Origin of the sequence: Klebsiella sp. CN_Kp100 (assembly GCF_040065315.1) — a bacterium.
GTDB classification, from domain to species: domain Bacteria; phylum Pseudomonadota; class Gammaproteobacteria; order Enterobacterales; family Enterobacteriaceae; genus Klebsiella; species Klebsiella oxytoca.
Window position 1 is genome coordinate 189,397 of record NZ_JBEAIJ010000003.1, and the last position, 14,260, is coordinate 203,656.

General features: G+C 56.5%; 15 protein-coding genes. 13 read left to right on the forward strand and 2 right to left on the reverse strand.

The features are described 5' to 3' along the window. The first annotated feature begins 76 nt into the window (after positions 1–76). From lolC to ABLV12_RS03975, 6 genes are read left to right on the forward strand one after another with little or no spacing between them, the layout of a single operon-like run. Positions 77–1,276: a lipoprotein-releasing ABC transporter permease subunit LolC gene (gene lolC, locus ABLV12_RS03950; RefSeq protein WP_123829555.1), complete on the forward strand. Its 1,200-nt coding sequence runs from the start codon at positions 77–79 to the stop codon at positions 1,274–1,276. Continuing rightward, positions 1,269–1,970, forward strand: coding sequence for a lipoprotein-releasing ABC transporter ATP-binding protein LolD (gene lolD / locus ABLV12_RS03955; protein ID WP_004101134.1), 702 nt, complete (start codon positions 1,269–1,271; stop codon positions 1,968–1,970). The genes lolC and lolD overlap by 8 nt, the downstream gene beginning before the upstream one ends. After that, the gene (gene lolE, locus ABLV12_RS03960; RefSeq protein WP_004112196.1) at positions 1,970–3,214 is read left to right on the forward strand and encodes a lipoprotein-releasing ABC transporter permease subunit LolE; all 1,245 of its coding nucleotides are present in this window, start codon (positions 1,970–1,972) and stop codon (positions 3,212–3,214) included. Before lolD ends, lolE begins: the two co-directional genes overlap by 1 nt. A 48-nt stretch (positions 3,215–3,262) precedes the next feature. Further along, positions 3,263–4,174 carry an N-acetylglucosamine kinase gene (gene nagK / locus ABLV12_RS03965; protein WP_004101137.1) on the forward strand — a complete coding sequence of 304 codons (912 nt, stop codon included), beginning with the start codon at positions 3,263–3,265 and terminating at the stop codon, positions 4,172–4,174. 14 nt (positions 4,175–4,188) lie between these two features. After that, positions 4,189–5,019, forward strand: coding sequence for a Sir2 family NAD+-dependent deacetylase (gene cobB, locus ABLV12_RS03970; protein WP_004101139.1), 831 nt, complete (start codon positions 4,189–4,191; stop codon positions 5,017–5,019). A 43-nt stretch (positions 5,020–5,062) separates the two neighbouring features. After that, entirely contained in the window at positions 5,063–5,374 is a 312-nt protein-coding gene (locus ABLV12_RS03975; RefSeq protein ID WP_064396835.1) for a hypothetical protein, read from the forward strand. Between the two features lie 89 nt (positions 5,375–5,463). Here ABLV12_RS03975 and ABLV12_RS03980 read toward each other — a convergent pair whose 3' ends face one another. After that, a complete protein-coding gene (locus ABLV12_RS03980) occupies positions 5,464–6,426 on the reverse strand; it encodes a sugar-binding transcriptional regulator (protein WP_004101147.1) in 963 nt (320 codons plus the stop codon). A 41-nt stretch (positions 6,427–6,467) separates the two neighbouring features. Further along, the gene (locus tag ABLV12_RS03985; protein ID WP_004112199.1) at positions 6,468–7,262 is read right to left on the reverse strand and encodes a triose-phosphate isomerase; all 795 of its coding nucleotides are present in this window, start codon (positions 7,260–7,262) and stop codon (positions 6,468–6,470) included. Between the two features lie 242 nt (positions 7,263–7,504). Between ABLV12_RS03985 and pdxA the strand changes: the two genes are divergently transcribed. From pdxA to ABLV12_RS04020, 7 genes are all read left to right on the forward strand, one after another. After that, the gene (gene pdxA, locus ABLV12_RS03990; RefSeq protein WP_064396837.1) at positions 7,505–8,512 is read left to right on the forward strand and encodes a 4-hydroxythreonine-4-phosphate dehydrogenase PdxA; all 1,008 of its coding nucleotides are present in this window, start codon (positions 7,505–7,507) and stop codon (positions 8,510–8,512) included. A gap of 35 nt (positions 8,513–8,547) precedes the next feature. Beyond that, the gene (locus tag ABLV12_RS03995) at positions 8,548–10,266 is read left to right on the forward strand and encodes a four-carbon acid sugar kinase family protein (protein ID WP_348866791.1); all 1,719 of its coding nucleotides are present in this window, start codon (positions 8,548–8,550) and stop codon (positions 10,264–10,266) included. A gap of 92 nt (positions 10,267–10,358) precedes the next feature. Next, positions 10,359–11,378, forward strand: coding sequence for a 2-keto-3-deoxygluconate permease (locus ABLV12_RS04000; RefSeq protein WP_004101158.1), 1,020 nt, complete (start codon positions 10,359–10,361; stop codon positions 11,376–11,378). 1 nt (position 11,379) lies between these two features. After that, positions 11,380–11,754 carry a PTS glucitol/sorbitol transporter subunit IIA gene (locus ABLV12_RS04005; RefSeq protein ID WP_004112203.1) on the forward strand — a complete coding sequence of 125 codons (375 nt, stop codon included), beginning with the start codon at positions 11,380–11,382 and terminating at the stop codon, positions 11,752–11,754. Positions 11,755–11,782: 28 nt separating this feature from the next. Next, on the forward strand, positions 11,783–12,241 hold the full coding sequence (rpiB, locus tag ABLV12_RS04010) for a ribose 5-phosphate isomerase B (protein WP_004101165.1): 459 nt from the start codon (positions 11,783–11,785) through the stop codon (positions 12,239–12,241). 30 nt (positions 12,242–12,271) lie between these two features. Next, a complete protein-coding gene (gene tal / locus ABLV12_RS04015; RefSeq protein ID WP_004112205.1) occupies positions 12,272–13,222 on the forward strand; it encodes a transaldolase in 951 nt (316 codons plus the stop codon). A gap of 18 nt (positions 13,223–13,240) precedes the next feature. Continuing rightward, positions 13,241–14,260, forward strand: a 1,020-nt coding sequence (locus ABLV12_RS04020; protein ID WP_348866793.1) for a transketolase, incomplete at its 3' end; no start/stop codon positions are given.

Sequence of the window (14,260 nt, forward strand, 5' to 3'; positions counted from 1 at the left end):
ACAGGTTTCAGTCATTTACGCTGCTCATAATCGCTTATATACTCGGACATCGGCTATCAGCAATCAGATGGATTACATGTATCAACCTGCCGCACTTTTTATCGGCCTTCGCTATATGCGCGGGCGCGCAGCCGACCGCTTCGGTCGTTTCGTCTCCTGGCTTTCCACTATTGGCATTACGCTTGGCGTGATGGCGCTGGTGACCGTTCTTTCGGTGATGAACGGCTTTGAGCGCGAGCTGCAAAACAACATCCTGGGGCTGATGCCGCAGGCCATTCTCAGCGCACAGCAGGGGTCTATAAACCCGCAAAAACTGCCGGAAAGCACAGCCAGACTACAGGGCGTCACCCGCGTGGCGCCGCTGACCACCGGCGATGTGGTGCTGCAAAGCGCCCGCAGCGTAGCGGTTGGCGTGATGCTCGGCATCGACCCGGCGCAAAAAGATCCATTGACCCCTTATCTGGTTAACGTGAAGCAGAGCGATCTGCAGGCCGGAAAATATAACGTCATCCTGGGTGAGCAGCTGGCAGGGCAGTTGGGGGTCAACCGCGGCGATCGGATCCGCGTGATGGTGCCTTCCGCCAGCCAGTTTACCCCGATGGGGCGGCTTCCCAGCCAGCGCCTGTTCAACGTGATCGGTACCTTTGCCGCCAGCAGCGAAGTCGATGGCTATCAGATGTTGACCAATATCGACGATGCTTCTCGCCTGATGCGTTACCCCCAGGGGAACATTACCGGCTGGCGTCTGTGGCTGAGTCAGCCTCTGCAGGTCGACACGCTCAGCCAGCAGAAACTGCCGGAAGGCACCAAATGGCAGGACTGGCGCGAGCGAAAAGGCGAACTGTTCCAGGCCGTGCGGATGGAAAAAAATATGATGGGCCTGCTGCTGAGCCTGATTATCGCCGTGGCCGCCTTTAACATCATTACTTCTCTGGGCATGATGGTGATGGAAAAACAGGGTGAAGTGGCGATCCTGCAGACCCTCGGCCTGACGCCGCGGCAGATCATGCTGGTATTTATGGTCCAGGGGGCCAGCGCCGGGATCGTCGGTGCGCTGCTCGGCGCCGGGCTGGGCGCGCTGCTTGCCAGCCAGCTCAATAATTTGATGCCGATTATCGGCGCGTTCCTCGACGGCGCCGCGCTGCCGGTGGCTATTGAGCCGCTGCAGGTCATCGTCATTGCCCTCGTGGCCATGGCGCTGGCATTACTCTCTACGTTGTATCCTTCATGGCGCGCTGCCGCCACTCAACCCGCTGAGGCTTTACGTTATGAATAAGATCCTGCTGCAATGCGACAACCTGTGCAAACGCTATCAGGAAGGCACCGTGCAGACCGACGTGTTGCACGATGTCAGCTTCAGCATTGAAGAGGGCGAGATGATGGCGATTGTCGGTACCTCCGGTTCCGGCAAAAGTACGCTGCTGCATCTGCTGGGCGGGCTGGACACGCCAACCTCCGGTGACGTTATCTTTTCCGGCCAGCCAATGAGCCGGCTCTCCGCCGCCGCCCGCGCCGATCTGCGCAATCGCGAACTGGGCTTTATCTATCAGTTTCACCATCTGCTGCCGGATTTCACTGCCCTGGAAAACGTAGCGATGCCGCTGCTGATTGGTAAACAGAAGGCGGCGGATATCGAGCGTCAGGCGAAAGCGATGCTGCGCTCCGTCGGGCTTGAGCACCGTAGCGATCACCGTCCGTCGGAGCTCTCCGGCGGCGAGCGTCAGCGCGTCGCGATTGCTCGTGCGCTGGTTAATAAACCGCGTCTGGTGCTGGCGGACGAACCCACCGGTAACCTTGACGCCCGCAACGCCGACAGCATTTTTCAGCTACTTGGCGAGCTGAACGTCGCCCAGCGCACCGCCTTCCTGGTGGTGACGCACGACCTCCAGCTGGCAAAACGCATGAGCCGCCAGCTGGAGATGCGCGACGGGCGCCTGACCGCTGAACTCTCCCTGATGGGGGCCGAGTAATGGCTTCTCCGTTATCGTTATTGATTGCCCTGCGCTTCAGCCGTGGACGGCGGCGCGGTGGGATGGTGTCGCTGATTTCGGTTATTTCGACCATCGGTATCGCGCTGGGCGTGGCGGTGTTGATCGTTGGCCTGAGCGCGATGAACGGCTTCGAACGCGAGCTCAATAACCGCATTCTGGCGGTGGTCCCGCACGGTGAAATTGAGCCGGTAAACCAGCCGTGGAACAACTGGAACGAGGCGCTGGCGAAGGTTGAAAAGGTCAAAGGTATCGTTGCCGCGGCGCCTTATATTAACTTCACCGGGTTGGTGGAGAGCGGCAGCAACATGCGCGCAATTCAGGTGAAAGGCGTCGACCCGCAGCAGGAAAGCCGTCTCAGTTCGTTACCCAACTTTGTGCAGAACAATGCGTGGGCCAGCTTTAAAGCCGGCGAGCAGCAGGTGATCCTCGGTAAGGGCGTTGCCGATGCGCTGCACGTCAAGCAGGGCGACTGGGTGTCGATCATGATCCCTAACTCCGATGCCGAGCACCAGCTGCTGCAGCCAAAGCGCGTCAGGCTTCATGTTACCGGCATTTTGCAGCTCAGCGGCCAGCTCGATCATAGTTTTGCCATGATTCCCATGCAGGATGCGCAGCAGTACCTGGATATGGGCAGCAGCGTGACGGGGATCGCTATCAAAGTGACCGACGTGTTTCATGCCAATACGCTGGTACGCGATGCGGGCGAAGTGACCAACAGCTACGTTTACATCAAAAGCTGGATCGGTACCTACGGCTATATGTACCGGGATATTCAGATGATTCGCGCCATTATGTATCTGGCGATGGTGCTGGTGATTGGCGTGGCCTGCTTTAACATCGTCTCGACCCTGGTGATGGCGGTGAAAGATAAAAGCGGCGATATTGCGGTGCTGCGCACGCTTGGCGCAAAAGACGGGCTGATCCGCGCGATTTTCGTATGGTATGGTTTACTTGCCGGTTCGGTAGGTAGCCTGATTGGCGTGGCTATTGGCGTTATCTGCGCATTTAAGCTGACCGCAATCATTAACGGTATTGAGGATCTGATCGGGCATAAATTCCTCTCCGGCGACATCTATTTTATTGACTTCCTGCCGTCTGAACTGCACTGGCTGGACGTCGTTTACGTGCTGGTGACGGCACTGTTGCTGAGTTTGCTGGCCAGCTGGTATCCCGCCCGCCGCGCCAGCCGCATTGACCCGGCGAGGGTGCTGAGTGGCCAGTAATTTATCGTCATGGTCGGCGTTGCCGATCGGTAAAGAGGAATGGCTGAAATGTACTATGGATTTGACATTGGCGGCAGCAAAATAGCGCTGGGCGTATTTGATAACGCGCGGCGGCTGCAGTGGGAAAAACGCGTCGCCACGCCAAAAGAGAGCTATGAAGATTTTTTGCAAGCGGTAGAAGCGCTGGTGGCGGAGGCCGACCAGCGCTTCGGCTGTCAGGGTTCGGTGGGCATCGGTATTCCCGGCATGCCGGAGACGGAAGACGGTACGCTCTATGCCGCCAACGTCCCTGCCGCCAGCGGCAGACGGCTGCGGGCCGATCTGAGCGAGCGGCTGGGGCGCGATGTGCGGCTTGATAACGACGCCAACTGTTTTGCCCTCTCCGAAGCGTGGGACGACGAATTTACCCAATACCCGCTGGTGATGGGGATGATCCTCGGCACCGGCGTTGGCGGCGGGCTGGTGCTCAACGGTAAATCGATTACCGGGCATCGCTATATAACCGGCGAATTCGGCCATATCCGCCTGCCGGTGGATGCGCTGGAAGTTGTAGGGCGCGATTTCCCGCTTACGCGCTGCGGCTGCGGCCAACTGGGCTGCATTGAAAACTACCTTTCCGGACGCGGCTTTGCCTGGCTGTACCACCATTTTTACCAACAATCCTTAACCTCACCCGAGATCGTCGCGCTCTGGCAGCAGGGCGACGCGAAGGCGCGCGAGCACGTTGAGCGCTACCTCGATCTGCTGGCGGTGTGCCTGGGCAATATTTTAACGATTGTCGACCCGGATCTGCTGGTGTTGGGCGGGGGATTGTCTAACTTTACAGCAATAACCGAAGGGCTGGCGCAGCGCCTGCCGCGACATCTGCTCCCCGTTGCCAGCGTGCCGCGCATCGAACGCGCGCGTCATGGCGATGCGGGAGGTATGCGCGGTGCGGCCTTCCTTCATCTGACTCATTAACGACAGAGGTAGCTATGCAGTCGCGCCGCTTACATCGATTAAGCCGATTTCGCCGCAATAAGCGTCGGTTACGAGACCGTCTGCGTCAGCGGATTTTCTTCGGCGAAGATAAGGAGACACCTGAAACGATGGAAAAACCAAGAGTCGTGGTGCTAACCGGCGCGGGTATTTCGGCGGAGTCGGGAATTAAAACCTTCCGCGCCGCCGACGGCCTGTGGGAGGAGCATCGGGTAGAAGACGTCGCAACGCCGGAAGGGTTCGCCCGCGACCCGGCGCTGGTGCAGGCGTTTTACAACGATCGCCGTCGTCAGCTGCAAAGCCCGGACATTGCGCCCAATGCGGCGCATCAGGCGCTGGCGCGGCTGGAAGAGAGACTGGGTGACCATTTTCTACTGGTGACCCAGAATATCGATAATCTGCACGAGCGCGCGGGCAACCGTCGGGTGATCCATATGCACGGCGAGCTGCTGAAGGTGCGCTGTTCGTGGAGCGGCCAGGTGGTGGCGTGGACCGGTGATGTGACGACGGAAGATAAGTGTCACTGCTGCCAGTTTCCCGCGCCGCTGCGCCCGCACGTGGTGTGGTTCGGCGAGATGCCGCTGGATATGGATGAAATCTACCTGGCGCTGGCGGAGGCGGATATCTTTATCGCCATCGGTACTTCCGGGCACGTTTATCCGGCGGCAGGGTTTGTCCATGAAGCGCGGCTGCAGGGCGCCCACACGGTTGAGCTAAATCTCGAACCAAGCCAGGTAGGCAGCGAATTTGCCGAGAAACACTATGGCCCGGCAAGCGAAGAAGTGCCGCGCTTTGTGGAAAAGCTGCTGAAACAGCTGGCCGGGTAGACGCAACCTCACCAATACCGCGTTACGGAAAACAGGAGTGGCTATGGATAGCCCATTAGCACTATCTGCTGCGATATTTTTGGCCGCAGTGGGGGTTGGCCTGTGGAGTCAGTATGGCCTGCCTCGTCTTTCTGATAGCAGAAATATTCTGTTCATCCTCTCTCTTATTCTCAGCGTCGTATCCGCGGCTTCCTGCCTGTTTCATCTGCTGTTTCTGCTGATTGAGGGCCAGAGCGCGCAGGGCGGTTCGGCGTGGTTCGGGCCGCTTATCGTGCTGGGCGCGTTGTGGAAGCCGCTGAATGATATTGCGGGCAAGCTTGATGCTGTCTTAACGAAAAATCAGGGCAAGAAATAATCCCGGCTTTTGCCACCGCCCGGAAAAAGCGTACGGCAATCGCCTGGGCAGGCCGCTCATGAAATTCAGGACGCCTCGGCGCCCTTTATTCATAGCGCCTTCTGCATATTGATCACCGCCCGGGCATTAGATGCGCTGGTGGCCAACACATCAATTACGCCGGTGCGCAGCGCGCCGAGGATCGCCGTTGCCTTGGTGCTTTCCGAAGCAATGGCGATCACGCACGGGATGGCGCGAAGCTGTTCAAGGCTCAGCCCGATAACCCGATCGTTCATCACCGTATCAACCGGTTTACCCTGAATATTGAAAAAACTATAGCCAGCGAGATCGCCCACTACGCCCTGTTCCTGGCGCGCAGTCGCAATTTCCTGTGGGGAGAACCAGCCGAGCTGCACCATAAAGCTATTTTCGTTCATATCGCCAAGGCCAATGATGGCTACATCCGCCTTGCTTGCCTGTTCGAGCGTGGCTTTAATCAGCCGGTTTTGCATAAACGCTGAGCGCAGTTCCGGCGTTTCGACATAGGCCGGGGCGTACAGCGTTTCGCTAAAACCGTTGAATTTACGCGCCAGGTTTCGACTGATGTGATCGGCATCGATCAGCTGGTTGTCGCGCTTGGTGCCGCCGATACCGCAAATAAAGCGACAGTTGCGTTCTGGAAAGATCCCCACGTGGTTGGCCACGGCGGCGACGTTGCGACCCTGCCCGACGGTCACGGTCATATCGCTTTTGAGGATCCCGGCGAGATAGTTGCTGACCAGCGCCGCGACCTGCTGGCGCTGTTCATCCTCGTCGTGATGGTCCAGGGCGATAAGTGCGCGCTTGATGCCGAAATGGGAGATAAACTGCTGCTCAATCTGGGAGCTGAAGACCGGGTGGTATTTCACGCTGATCTCGACAATCCCTTCGTGGCGAGCTTTTTTCAGCAACCGACCGACCTTAATGCGTGAGATCCCAAAGCGTTTTGCAATCTCTTCCTGGGTTTGCTCCTGATCGTAATAGGCCACGGCAATTTCTGTCAGCAGCGCATAATCTGAGTCTTGTTCAGTCATAGTTATCGCCTGGTGTTTCCATCTTTGATGTCTCCCTAATACTACTGCGCCTGAAGAATAAATTCCTCTGTAACGCGTTGAACAATGTCGCAATAGCCGTTGGCATCCCATGCCGCGCGGCCAATAAACAGTCCGTTAATGTCATCCTGCTGAAGCAGTTCTACGGCATTTTGCCGATTGACGCTACCGCCGTACAGCAGGGGAATGCGCCGTCCGATTTCTTCGCCGAAGGTCTCGCATAACGCCTGACGCAGCGCCCGGTGGATCTCTGCGGCCTGCTCCGGCGTCGCCGGCGTGCCGTGTTCGCCGATAGCCCATATGGGCTCATAGGCAACCAGAGTGTGTAAAACCTGCTGTTCATTCAGGCCATAAAGCGCGATTTTCATCTGCCGCACTACCGTTTCCCGTGAGACCTGCCAGCGTTTTTCATCGGCGCTGTCGCCGATACAGATCAGAGGTCGAAGGCCGTGACGCAGGGCGCGATGCACTTTTTGGTTAATGGCGGCGTCGGATTCATTGAACGCGCCGCGACGCTCGGAGTGACCAAGCTCGACCAGGGAGGCGCCGGTTTCAGCCAGCATGGCGGCGGAAATTTCACCGGTCCAGGCGCCGTTTTCCGCTTCATGCATATTCTGCGCGCCGGTCAGGCAGGGGATCTGATGCTGCTGTAGATACTGGCTGACGGGATAAATGGCGGTGAAAGGGGGAATAATAAACGGCTGGATTTTCGGATGCCTCACCTGCGGTAACCGCTGCGCCAGCGTTTCACAAAAGGCCATGGCTTGCGATAACGGTTTATTCATTTTCCAGCTGGTTCCTAACCAGATTTGTTCCATCTTGTTCTCCATAATAGGTAAATCAATAGCTTGTCGTGAAATGGCTTTCGCTAATGAGAGAGATTGAACTTTTTATCACCCAATGAACATATGTTAGATCACATTTTTTTATAAAATAAATCTATGGATTTTTTTATGTGATCTAAATCACCAATAACCTCTCAATCATCAGGTAATGTTTTGAGCATATGATTCACTATTGAACATATGAACAAACCGAACTTCACTACGAGAGGTCCACGATGTCACAAGAGAAAAAGCCCGTTGTCGCACTTACCATTGGCGATCCTGCCGGGATTGGTCCGGAGATTTCAGTCGCGACGATGATGGAGAAAAGCGTCTACGACGAGTGCAAACCTTTTTTGATTGGCTCAGCGCCGATTATCGCCAGAGCAATGAAAATCATGGGCTGTGATTTTCCGATTAACAAAATTAGCCATCCGCAGGAAGCTCGCTTCAGCTGGGGTACGCTGGACGTGCTGGAAACCGGTGAGTATGACTGCGGGAGTATTGAATGGGGCAAAGTGCAGAAGCTGGCGGGGCAGATGTCGCTGGACTATGTGCTGAAATCTATCGAACTGGGGAAAGCCGGCCTGATCGATGTGGTCTCTACCGCGCCGATTCATAAAGAAGCAATCAAGCTGGCGGGATGTAAACTGCCGGGTCATACCGAAATCTATCAGGTTGAAACGCAATCCGATTATGGCCTGACCATGTTCCACGTTCATAACCTGCGGGTCTTCTTCGTGAGCCGTCATATGGCGCTTAAAGACGCCTGCGATTACGCCAATAAAGAGCGCGTTCTGGCCTGCGTACAGCAGATCCACCATGAGTTTACCGCGCTGAATATCAAAAATCCGCGCATTGCGGTAGCCGCGCTGAATCCGCATGGTTCAGACAACGGCCTGTTTGGCCACGAAGAAGCCGATAACCTCATCCCGGCAGTCAAAGCGGCGCAGGAAATGGGGATTAACGCCATCGGCCCGGTGCCGGCAGATTCCGTCTTCCATCTGGGTAAACAGGGGCGCTATGACGCCATCCTCTCGCTTTACCACGATCAGGGGCATATCGCCTGTAAAACCCTCGATTTTGAGCGTTCCGTGACCATTACCTTTGGCCTGCCGTTTATGCGTAGCTCGGTAGACCACGGCACGGCGTTTGATATTGCCGGCACCGGTAAAGCGGGCACCGTCAGTATGCTGGAGTCCACAATGGCCGCGGTGAGCTACTGGAAAATGAAAAACCACTAATCGCTGAGGTTAATGCGAAGCAAAAGGGCAGAGAAATGGAAAAACATCTGTTAATTAGCAAAGGCTGTAAGGGCTGGGGCGGGCCGCTGACCATTAATATTAGCCAGGCGAAAAAGATTGCTTATATCACCGGGGGGATTTGTCCCCCGGTTGTTGAGCGCCTGAGCGAACTGACCGGCTGGCCTTCCGTCGACGTATTTAAAAACGGCGAGCCGCCGGAAGAGGAGATCGGTCTGATGGTTATCGACTGCGGCGGCACGCTACGCTGCGGTCTCTATCCCAAACGCGGTATTCCGACGATTAACCTCCATCCCACCGGTAAAAGTGGTCCGCTGGCGGAGTTTATTCATGAAGGGATCTACGTCTCCGGCGTGACGCCCGCCTGTATTGAAATGATCTGGCCGCAGGGGGAAAGCGGTAAGCTGGGGATCGTGGCCGACGATCTGACCGGTGCGACCACCGTCGGGGTGCTGCTGGCGCGTAGCGGGTTAAAAACCGCCGCGTTCTTCGATACTGAATCCTTCGCCCGCAATGAGGTGGAGTATCCGGCGATGGTCGTCAGCAGCGACAGCCGTCCTTTGCCGAAAGCGGAAGCCCAGCAGCAGGTCAGCGCCGCGGTGAAGCAGCTGCAGGCGCGCGGCGCGCACTACTTTACCAAGCGTATTGATACCACGCTGCGCGGCGGCATCGGCTTTGAAATTGATGCCATGCTGGAACAATTGCCGCTGGAAACGGTTGCCGTCGTCGTGCCGGCGATGCCGCAGTCGCGGCGAATTCTGGTTGGCGGCTATTCGGTAATTGACTCCGTCGCGCTTTCGCGAACCGATGTCGCACGCGATGTGCGTACTCCGGTTACCGAATCCTGGGTGCCGGGATTGCTGGCGGCGCAGACCCATCATCAGGTCGGGCATATCGCGCTGGCGTCGGTAATGAAAGGCGAGGAGCAACTGCAGCGGGATCTCCAGGAACAGCAGCAGCGCGGCGTGCGGGTGATCGTCGTCGATGCGATCACCGTTGACGATGTCGATGCGATTGCCGGGGCGGTGGTGGCGCTGAACTGGAACGTGCTGGCGGTCGACCCGGGGCCTTTTACCGAGCGGCTTGCGGTCCGTCGTGGCCTGGTGCGGGAAGCGCGCAGCAGCGCAACAGCGTCGTCAGGGGCGGAAAACCCGCGCGGTTCGATTCTGGTGGTTGCCGGTAGCGCCACGCCGGTGACCAAAAAGCAGCTTCAGTACCTGATCGCTAATGATGAAAGAGTGTGTCACATCCCTGTTGATGCCGAACTGCTGGTTGACAGGAAAAACGCCGCTGAAATCGAAGTGAATCGCGTGGTGCAGCATGCCCGGCAGTGCGTGCCGGCGCAGCAGAACGCTATCTTCGTTTTTGAATCCGCGTTAACCGGGCGGCTGCTGAATCTTCAGGAAGAAGAGCAGCGCTTTGGGCTGGTCCACGGACAGGCTGCGGAAAATATTAACCAGGGACTGGGGAATATTGTTCGTGAAGTGCTTAACTGCGCAGCCGGAGAAATTAAAGGCCTGTATATGACCGGCGGCGATACGATGGTGAATGTTCTTAAAGAGCTTGGCGCTACCGGCATTGAAATGATTGACTACGTGATACCGCAAACCGATATGGTGCGTATTATCGGCGGCGATTATGCGGGATTGATTTGCGTCGGCAAAGGCGGTTTAACCGGACCAGAAGATATTATTAGTACAATTGTTGAAAGAATTTATAAAGAAGCGCAGCTATAACCCACAGGTCATATAAATAAAAAGCGACGTAATGGTCGTCCGGGTAGTATTGCGTCGTTATCTCTGTTGAATCATAATTTATGAGTTACCCTATGAACATAAATATATTAGAGAAGATGAATAAGGTGCCAGGCGGTTTAATTATTATTCCGTTGCTCGTGGCGATTCTTATTAATACCTTTGCTCCAGAAGTCCTGGGCATCGGCGGCCCGACGACCGCATTATTCAAAGTCGGTTCCAGCGCAATGATGGGGATTTTTCTGCTGATTTGTGGTACCTCGATCAATATCCGCCAGGCCGGCCTGCCGCTCTATAAAGGCGCGGTGCTGTTGTTGCTGAAATGCCTCGCCGGCGCGCTGGCCGTATGGGTGGCCGGGGCGATGTTTGGCCCCAACGGTTTCCTCGGTATTTCGACCCTGGCGCTGATTGCCTGTTTAACCAGCTCCAACAGCTCGCTATATATCGCGCTGTGCAGCAACTACGGCGATGCCAGCGATGCCGGGGCGATCTCCGTCTTCTGCGTCAAGGATGGGCCCTTTGTTACCATGATGGTGCTGGGGGTCAGCGGCCTGGCCAATATTCCTTTCGCCGCGCTGCTATCGATGCTGATCCCGCTGCTGATTGGTATGCTGTGGGGCAACCTTGATGAGCGTTTCAAACAGCTGTGTGCCGCCGCTCAGCCGCTGATTATCATTATTATGTCGTTTGCCATCGGCGCCAATTCCAGCATTAACACGGTCTTTACCGCCGGACTGTCCGGGATCCTGCTTGGCATTATCTCTGCGCTAACCGGCATTGTGTTCTATTTTATCTACAACCTGTTCCTGAAGAAGAAAACCGCGCTGGGCGCCGCGCTGGGGACGACCGCCGCCAGCTCTGCGCTGACGCCGGCAATGGTGGCTCAGGCCGATCCCTCGCTGGCGATGTACGTGGATGCCGCGACCGCGCAGCTGGCGACGGCGAGCATCATCACCATGATTACCGCGCCGATACTGGTGGCCTGGTTTGATAAGCGTTTGAAAAAGCGCGCGCCGAGGGTTGAACCGGTAAAAGAAGAAACCAGTGAAGAGAAAGTGACGTTATCTTCGCCTGCCACCAAAGGGAACAAATAATATGACTGCGCCGTTGTATTCATTACTTATCACGGCTGTCGGGAAATATGTCAAAGACTATCTACAGGAGCATCAGCTGATTTTATTTTCTGAATCCGTTCCTGACGATATTGCGATGTATTGCGCCGTACATCAGAGCAGTGAGCTGACAGCTGAATTGGCACCCGGGCAGATAATGAAAATAAATGAGACTATTTATCGAGTCACGGCGGTAGGTGGTGTTGCAACGGCAAATTTAAAACAGCTTGGCCATATCACTTTAAAATTTGATGGCGCTGCCACCGCTGAATTACCGGGGATGGTGCATCTCAATGGTGACGTCCCCCAGAATATTCAGCGTGGCGACCAAATCTTTTTCTATCCGGAACTAAATTAAGACGTACAGCTAAATTAAGGAAATTATCATGAAAACAATCGCTATTGGTGCGGATGATGCCGCCTATGCTTTTCGCGACGCTATCGTCGCTTATCTGAATGGGCAGGGAATTAAGGTCGCGGATTACAGCAGCGATAAACGCCAGGGCAGCATGGTCTACCCGGATGTTGCCCACGCGGTGGCAATGTCAATAAAGCAGGGCGAGCACGATCGCGGCATCCTGATTTGCGGCACCGGTATTGGAATGAGCATTGTGGCGAATAAAGTGCCGGGGATACGAGCCGCCCAATGCCACGATACTTTCTCCGCCGAGCGGGCGCGCAAAAGTAATAACGCGCAGATTATCACTCTTGGCGCGCGCGTGATTGGCCCGGAGCTGGGCAAAAAAATTATTCAGGCCTGGCTTGAATCCGAATATGAAGGCGGCGGCTCCGCGTCGAAAGTGGAGCGTATCGACTATTACGAACACCAGCACGCCAGAGATTAATATCCGCAGTCGTAATATAAGGAACAGACTATGAGCCAGTTAGACGAACTGAAAAAATACACCACGGTGGTTGCCGACACCGGCGATATCGAATCGATCAAAAAATTTGCCCCGCAGGATGCGACTACCAACCCTTCACTGGTGCTGAAGGCCGCGCAGCTCCCGCAGTATCAGGCGCTCATTGCCGACGCCATCGGCAAGGCGCGTCGGCAGGGCGGCAGCCCGGAAACGCAGCTGATAAACGCCTGCGATCAGGTGGCGGTGGATATCGGTACCGAGGTGCTGCGTCATGTGCCCGGTCGTATTTCTACCGAGGTCGATGCCCGTTTTGCCTGGGATCGCGGGATGTGCGTGTCGAAGGCGCGCAAGCTTATTCAAATGTATGAAAAGAACGGCGTCGGGCCGGAACGCATCCTCATCAAACTGGCCGCCACCTGGGAGGGGATTCGCGCCGCAGAGGAGCTGGAACAAAGCGGTATCAACTGTAACCTGACCCTGCTGTTCTCCTTTGCCCAGGCGCGGGCCTGCGCCGAAGCGGGCGTCTTTTTAATCTCGCCGTTTGTGGGGCGTATTTACGACTGGTATCAGAAAAACCAACCGCAGTCGGAGTATCAGGTCGACAGCGATCCGGGTGTGGTTTCCGTGCGCCAGATTTATCAGTACTACAAATCGCACGGCTACGACACCGTGGTGATGGGGGCCAGCTTCCGCCGTATCGAGCAGATCCAGGCGCTGGCAGGTTGCGATCGCCTGACTATCTCCCCGGCGCTGCTTGATGAGCTGGCCGCCAGTGAAGGGACGCTGAGTCGCCAGCTGGCGCCCGGCTGCGTGACGGAAACCCGCCCCAGCCCGATGACTCAGGCGGAGTTCCTCTGGCAACATCATCAGGATCCGATGGCGGTGGAAAAACTGGCGGAAGGTATCCGCCTGTTCGCGGTCGATCAGGTCAAACTGGAAAATCAGATTCAGCAGATGCTGTAAGGGCAGGAAAAGAGACTTATGAATACCACAAAAACCACCCGCAGCCTGTGCGCCAACGCGCTGCGAGCCCTGAGCATGGACGCAGTACAGAAAGCCAAATCCGGCCACCCGGGTGCCCCGATGGGTATGGCTGACATTGCCGAAGTCCTGTGGCGTGATTTCCTGAACCATAATCCGCAGAACCCGTCCTGGGCCGATCGCGACCGCTTCGTGCTGTCCAACGGTCACGGCTCGATGCTGATCTACAGCCTGCTGCACCTCACCGGCTACGATCTGCCAGTCGAAGAGCTGAAGAACTTCCGTCAGCTGCACTCCAGAACCCCGGGCCACCCGGAAGTGGGCTACACCGCGGGCGTGGAAACCACTACCGGACCGCTGGGGCAGGGCATTGCGAATGCGGTGGGGATGGCGATTGCGGAGAAAACCCTGGCGGCGCAGTTCAACCGCCCGGGCCACGACATTGTTGACCACTTCACTTATGCGTTCATGGGCGACGGCTGCATGATGGAAGGAATCTCTCACGAGGTATGCTCCCTGGCCGGTACCCTGAAACTGGGCAAGCTGGTGGCGTTCTATGACGACAACGGCATCTCCATCGACGGTCACGTCGAAGGCTGGTTCACCGATGACACCGCGAAGCGTTTTGAAGCCTACGGCTGGCATGTGGTGCGCGGCGTTGACGGTCACGATGCTGACTCGATTAAACGCGCGGTGGAAGAAGCGCGTGCGGTCACCGACAAACCGTCCCTGCTGATGTGCAAAACCATCATCGGTTTCGGTTCGCCGAACAAAGCCGGTACCCACGACTCCCACGGCGCGCCGCTGGGCGACGCGGAAATCGCGCTGACCCGCGAAGCGCTCGGCTGGAAACACCCGGCGTTTGAAATTCCGTCTGAAATCTATGCCCGGTTGGATGCGAAAGAAGCCGGTCAGGCGAAAGAGTCCGCGTGGAACGAGAAATTCGCCGCCTACGCCAGAGCCTTCCCGCAGGAAGCAGCAGAATTCACCCGCCGTATGAAAGGCGAGATGCCGGCTGAT

Bases quoted from the DNA above. Each gene is read 5' to 3' on its own strand.
- pdxA (WP_064396837.1), top strand. From the start codon at position 7,505: ATGTCACAAGAGAAAAAGCCCGTTGTCGCACTTACCATTGGCGATCCT.
- ABLV12_RS03980 (WP_004101147.1), bottom strand. From the start codon at position 6,426: ATGACTGAACAAGACTCAGATTATGCGCTGCTGACAGAAATTGCCGTG.
- lolE (WP_004112196.1), top strand. From the start codon at position 1,970: ATGGCTTCTCCGTTATCGTTATTGATTGCCCTGCGCTTCAGCCGTGGA.
- cobB (WP_004101139.1), top strand. From the start codon at position 4,189: ATGCAGTCGCGCCGCTTACATCGATTAAGCCGATTTCGCCGCAATAAG.
- ABLV12_RS04005 (WP_004112203.1), top strand. From the start codon at position 11,380: ATGACTGCGCCGTTGTATTCATTACTTATCACGGCTGTCGGGAAATAT.
- ABLV12_RS03975 (WP_064396835.1), top strand. From the start codon at position 5,063: ATGGATAGCCCATTAGCACTATCTGCTGCGATATTTTTGGCCGCAGTG.
- ABLV12_RS03985 (WP_004112199.1), bottom strand. From the start codon at position 7,262: ATGGAACAAATCTGGTTAGGAACCAGCTGGAAAATGAATAAACCGTTA.
- nagK (WP_004101137.1), top strand. From the start codon at position 3,263: ATGTACTATGGATTTGACATTGGCGGCAGCAAAATAGCGCTGGGCGTA.
- ABLV12_RS03995 (WP_348866791.1), top strand. From the start codon at position 8,548: ATGGAAAAACATCTGTTAATTAGCAAAGGCTGTAAGGGCTGGGGCGGG.
- ABLV12_RS04000 (WP_004101158.1), top strand. From the start codon at position 10,359: ATGAACATAAATATATTAGAGAAGATGAATAAGGTGCCAGGCGGTTTA.
- lolC (WP_123829555.1), top strand. From the start codon at position 77: ATGTATCAACCTGCCGCACTTTTTATCGGCCTTCGCTATATGCGCGGG.
- rpiB (WP_004101165.1), top strand. From the start codon at position 11,783: ATGAAAACAATCGCTATTGGTGCGGATGATGCCGCCTATGCTTTTCGC.
- lolD (WP_004101134.1), top strand. From the start codon at position 1,269: ATGAATAAGATCCTGCTGCAATGCGACAACCTGTGCAAACGCTATCAG.
- tal (WP_004112205.1), top strand. From the start codon at position 12,272: ATGAGCCAGTTAGACGAACTGAAAAAATACACCACGGTGGTTGCCGAC.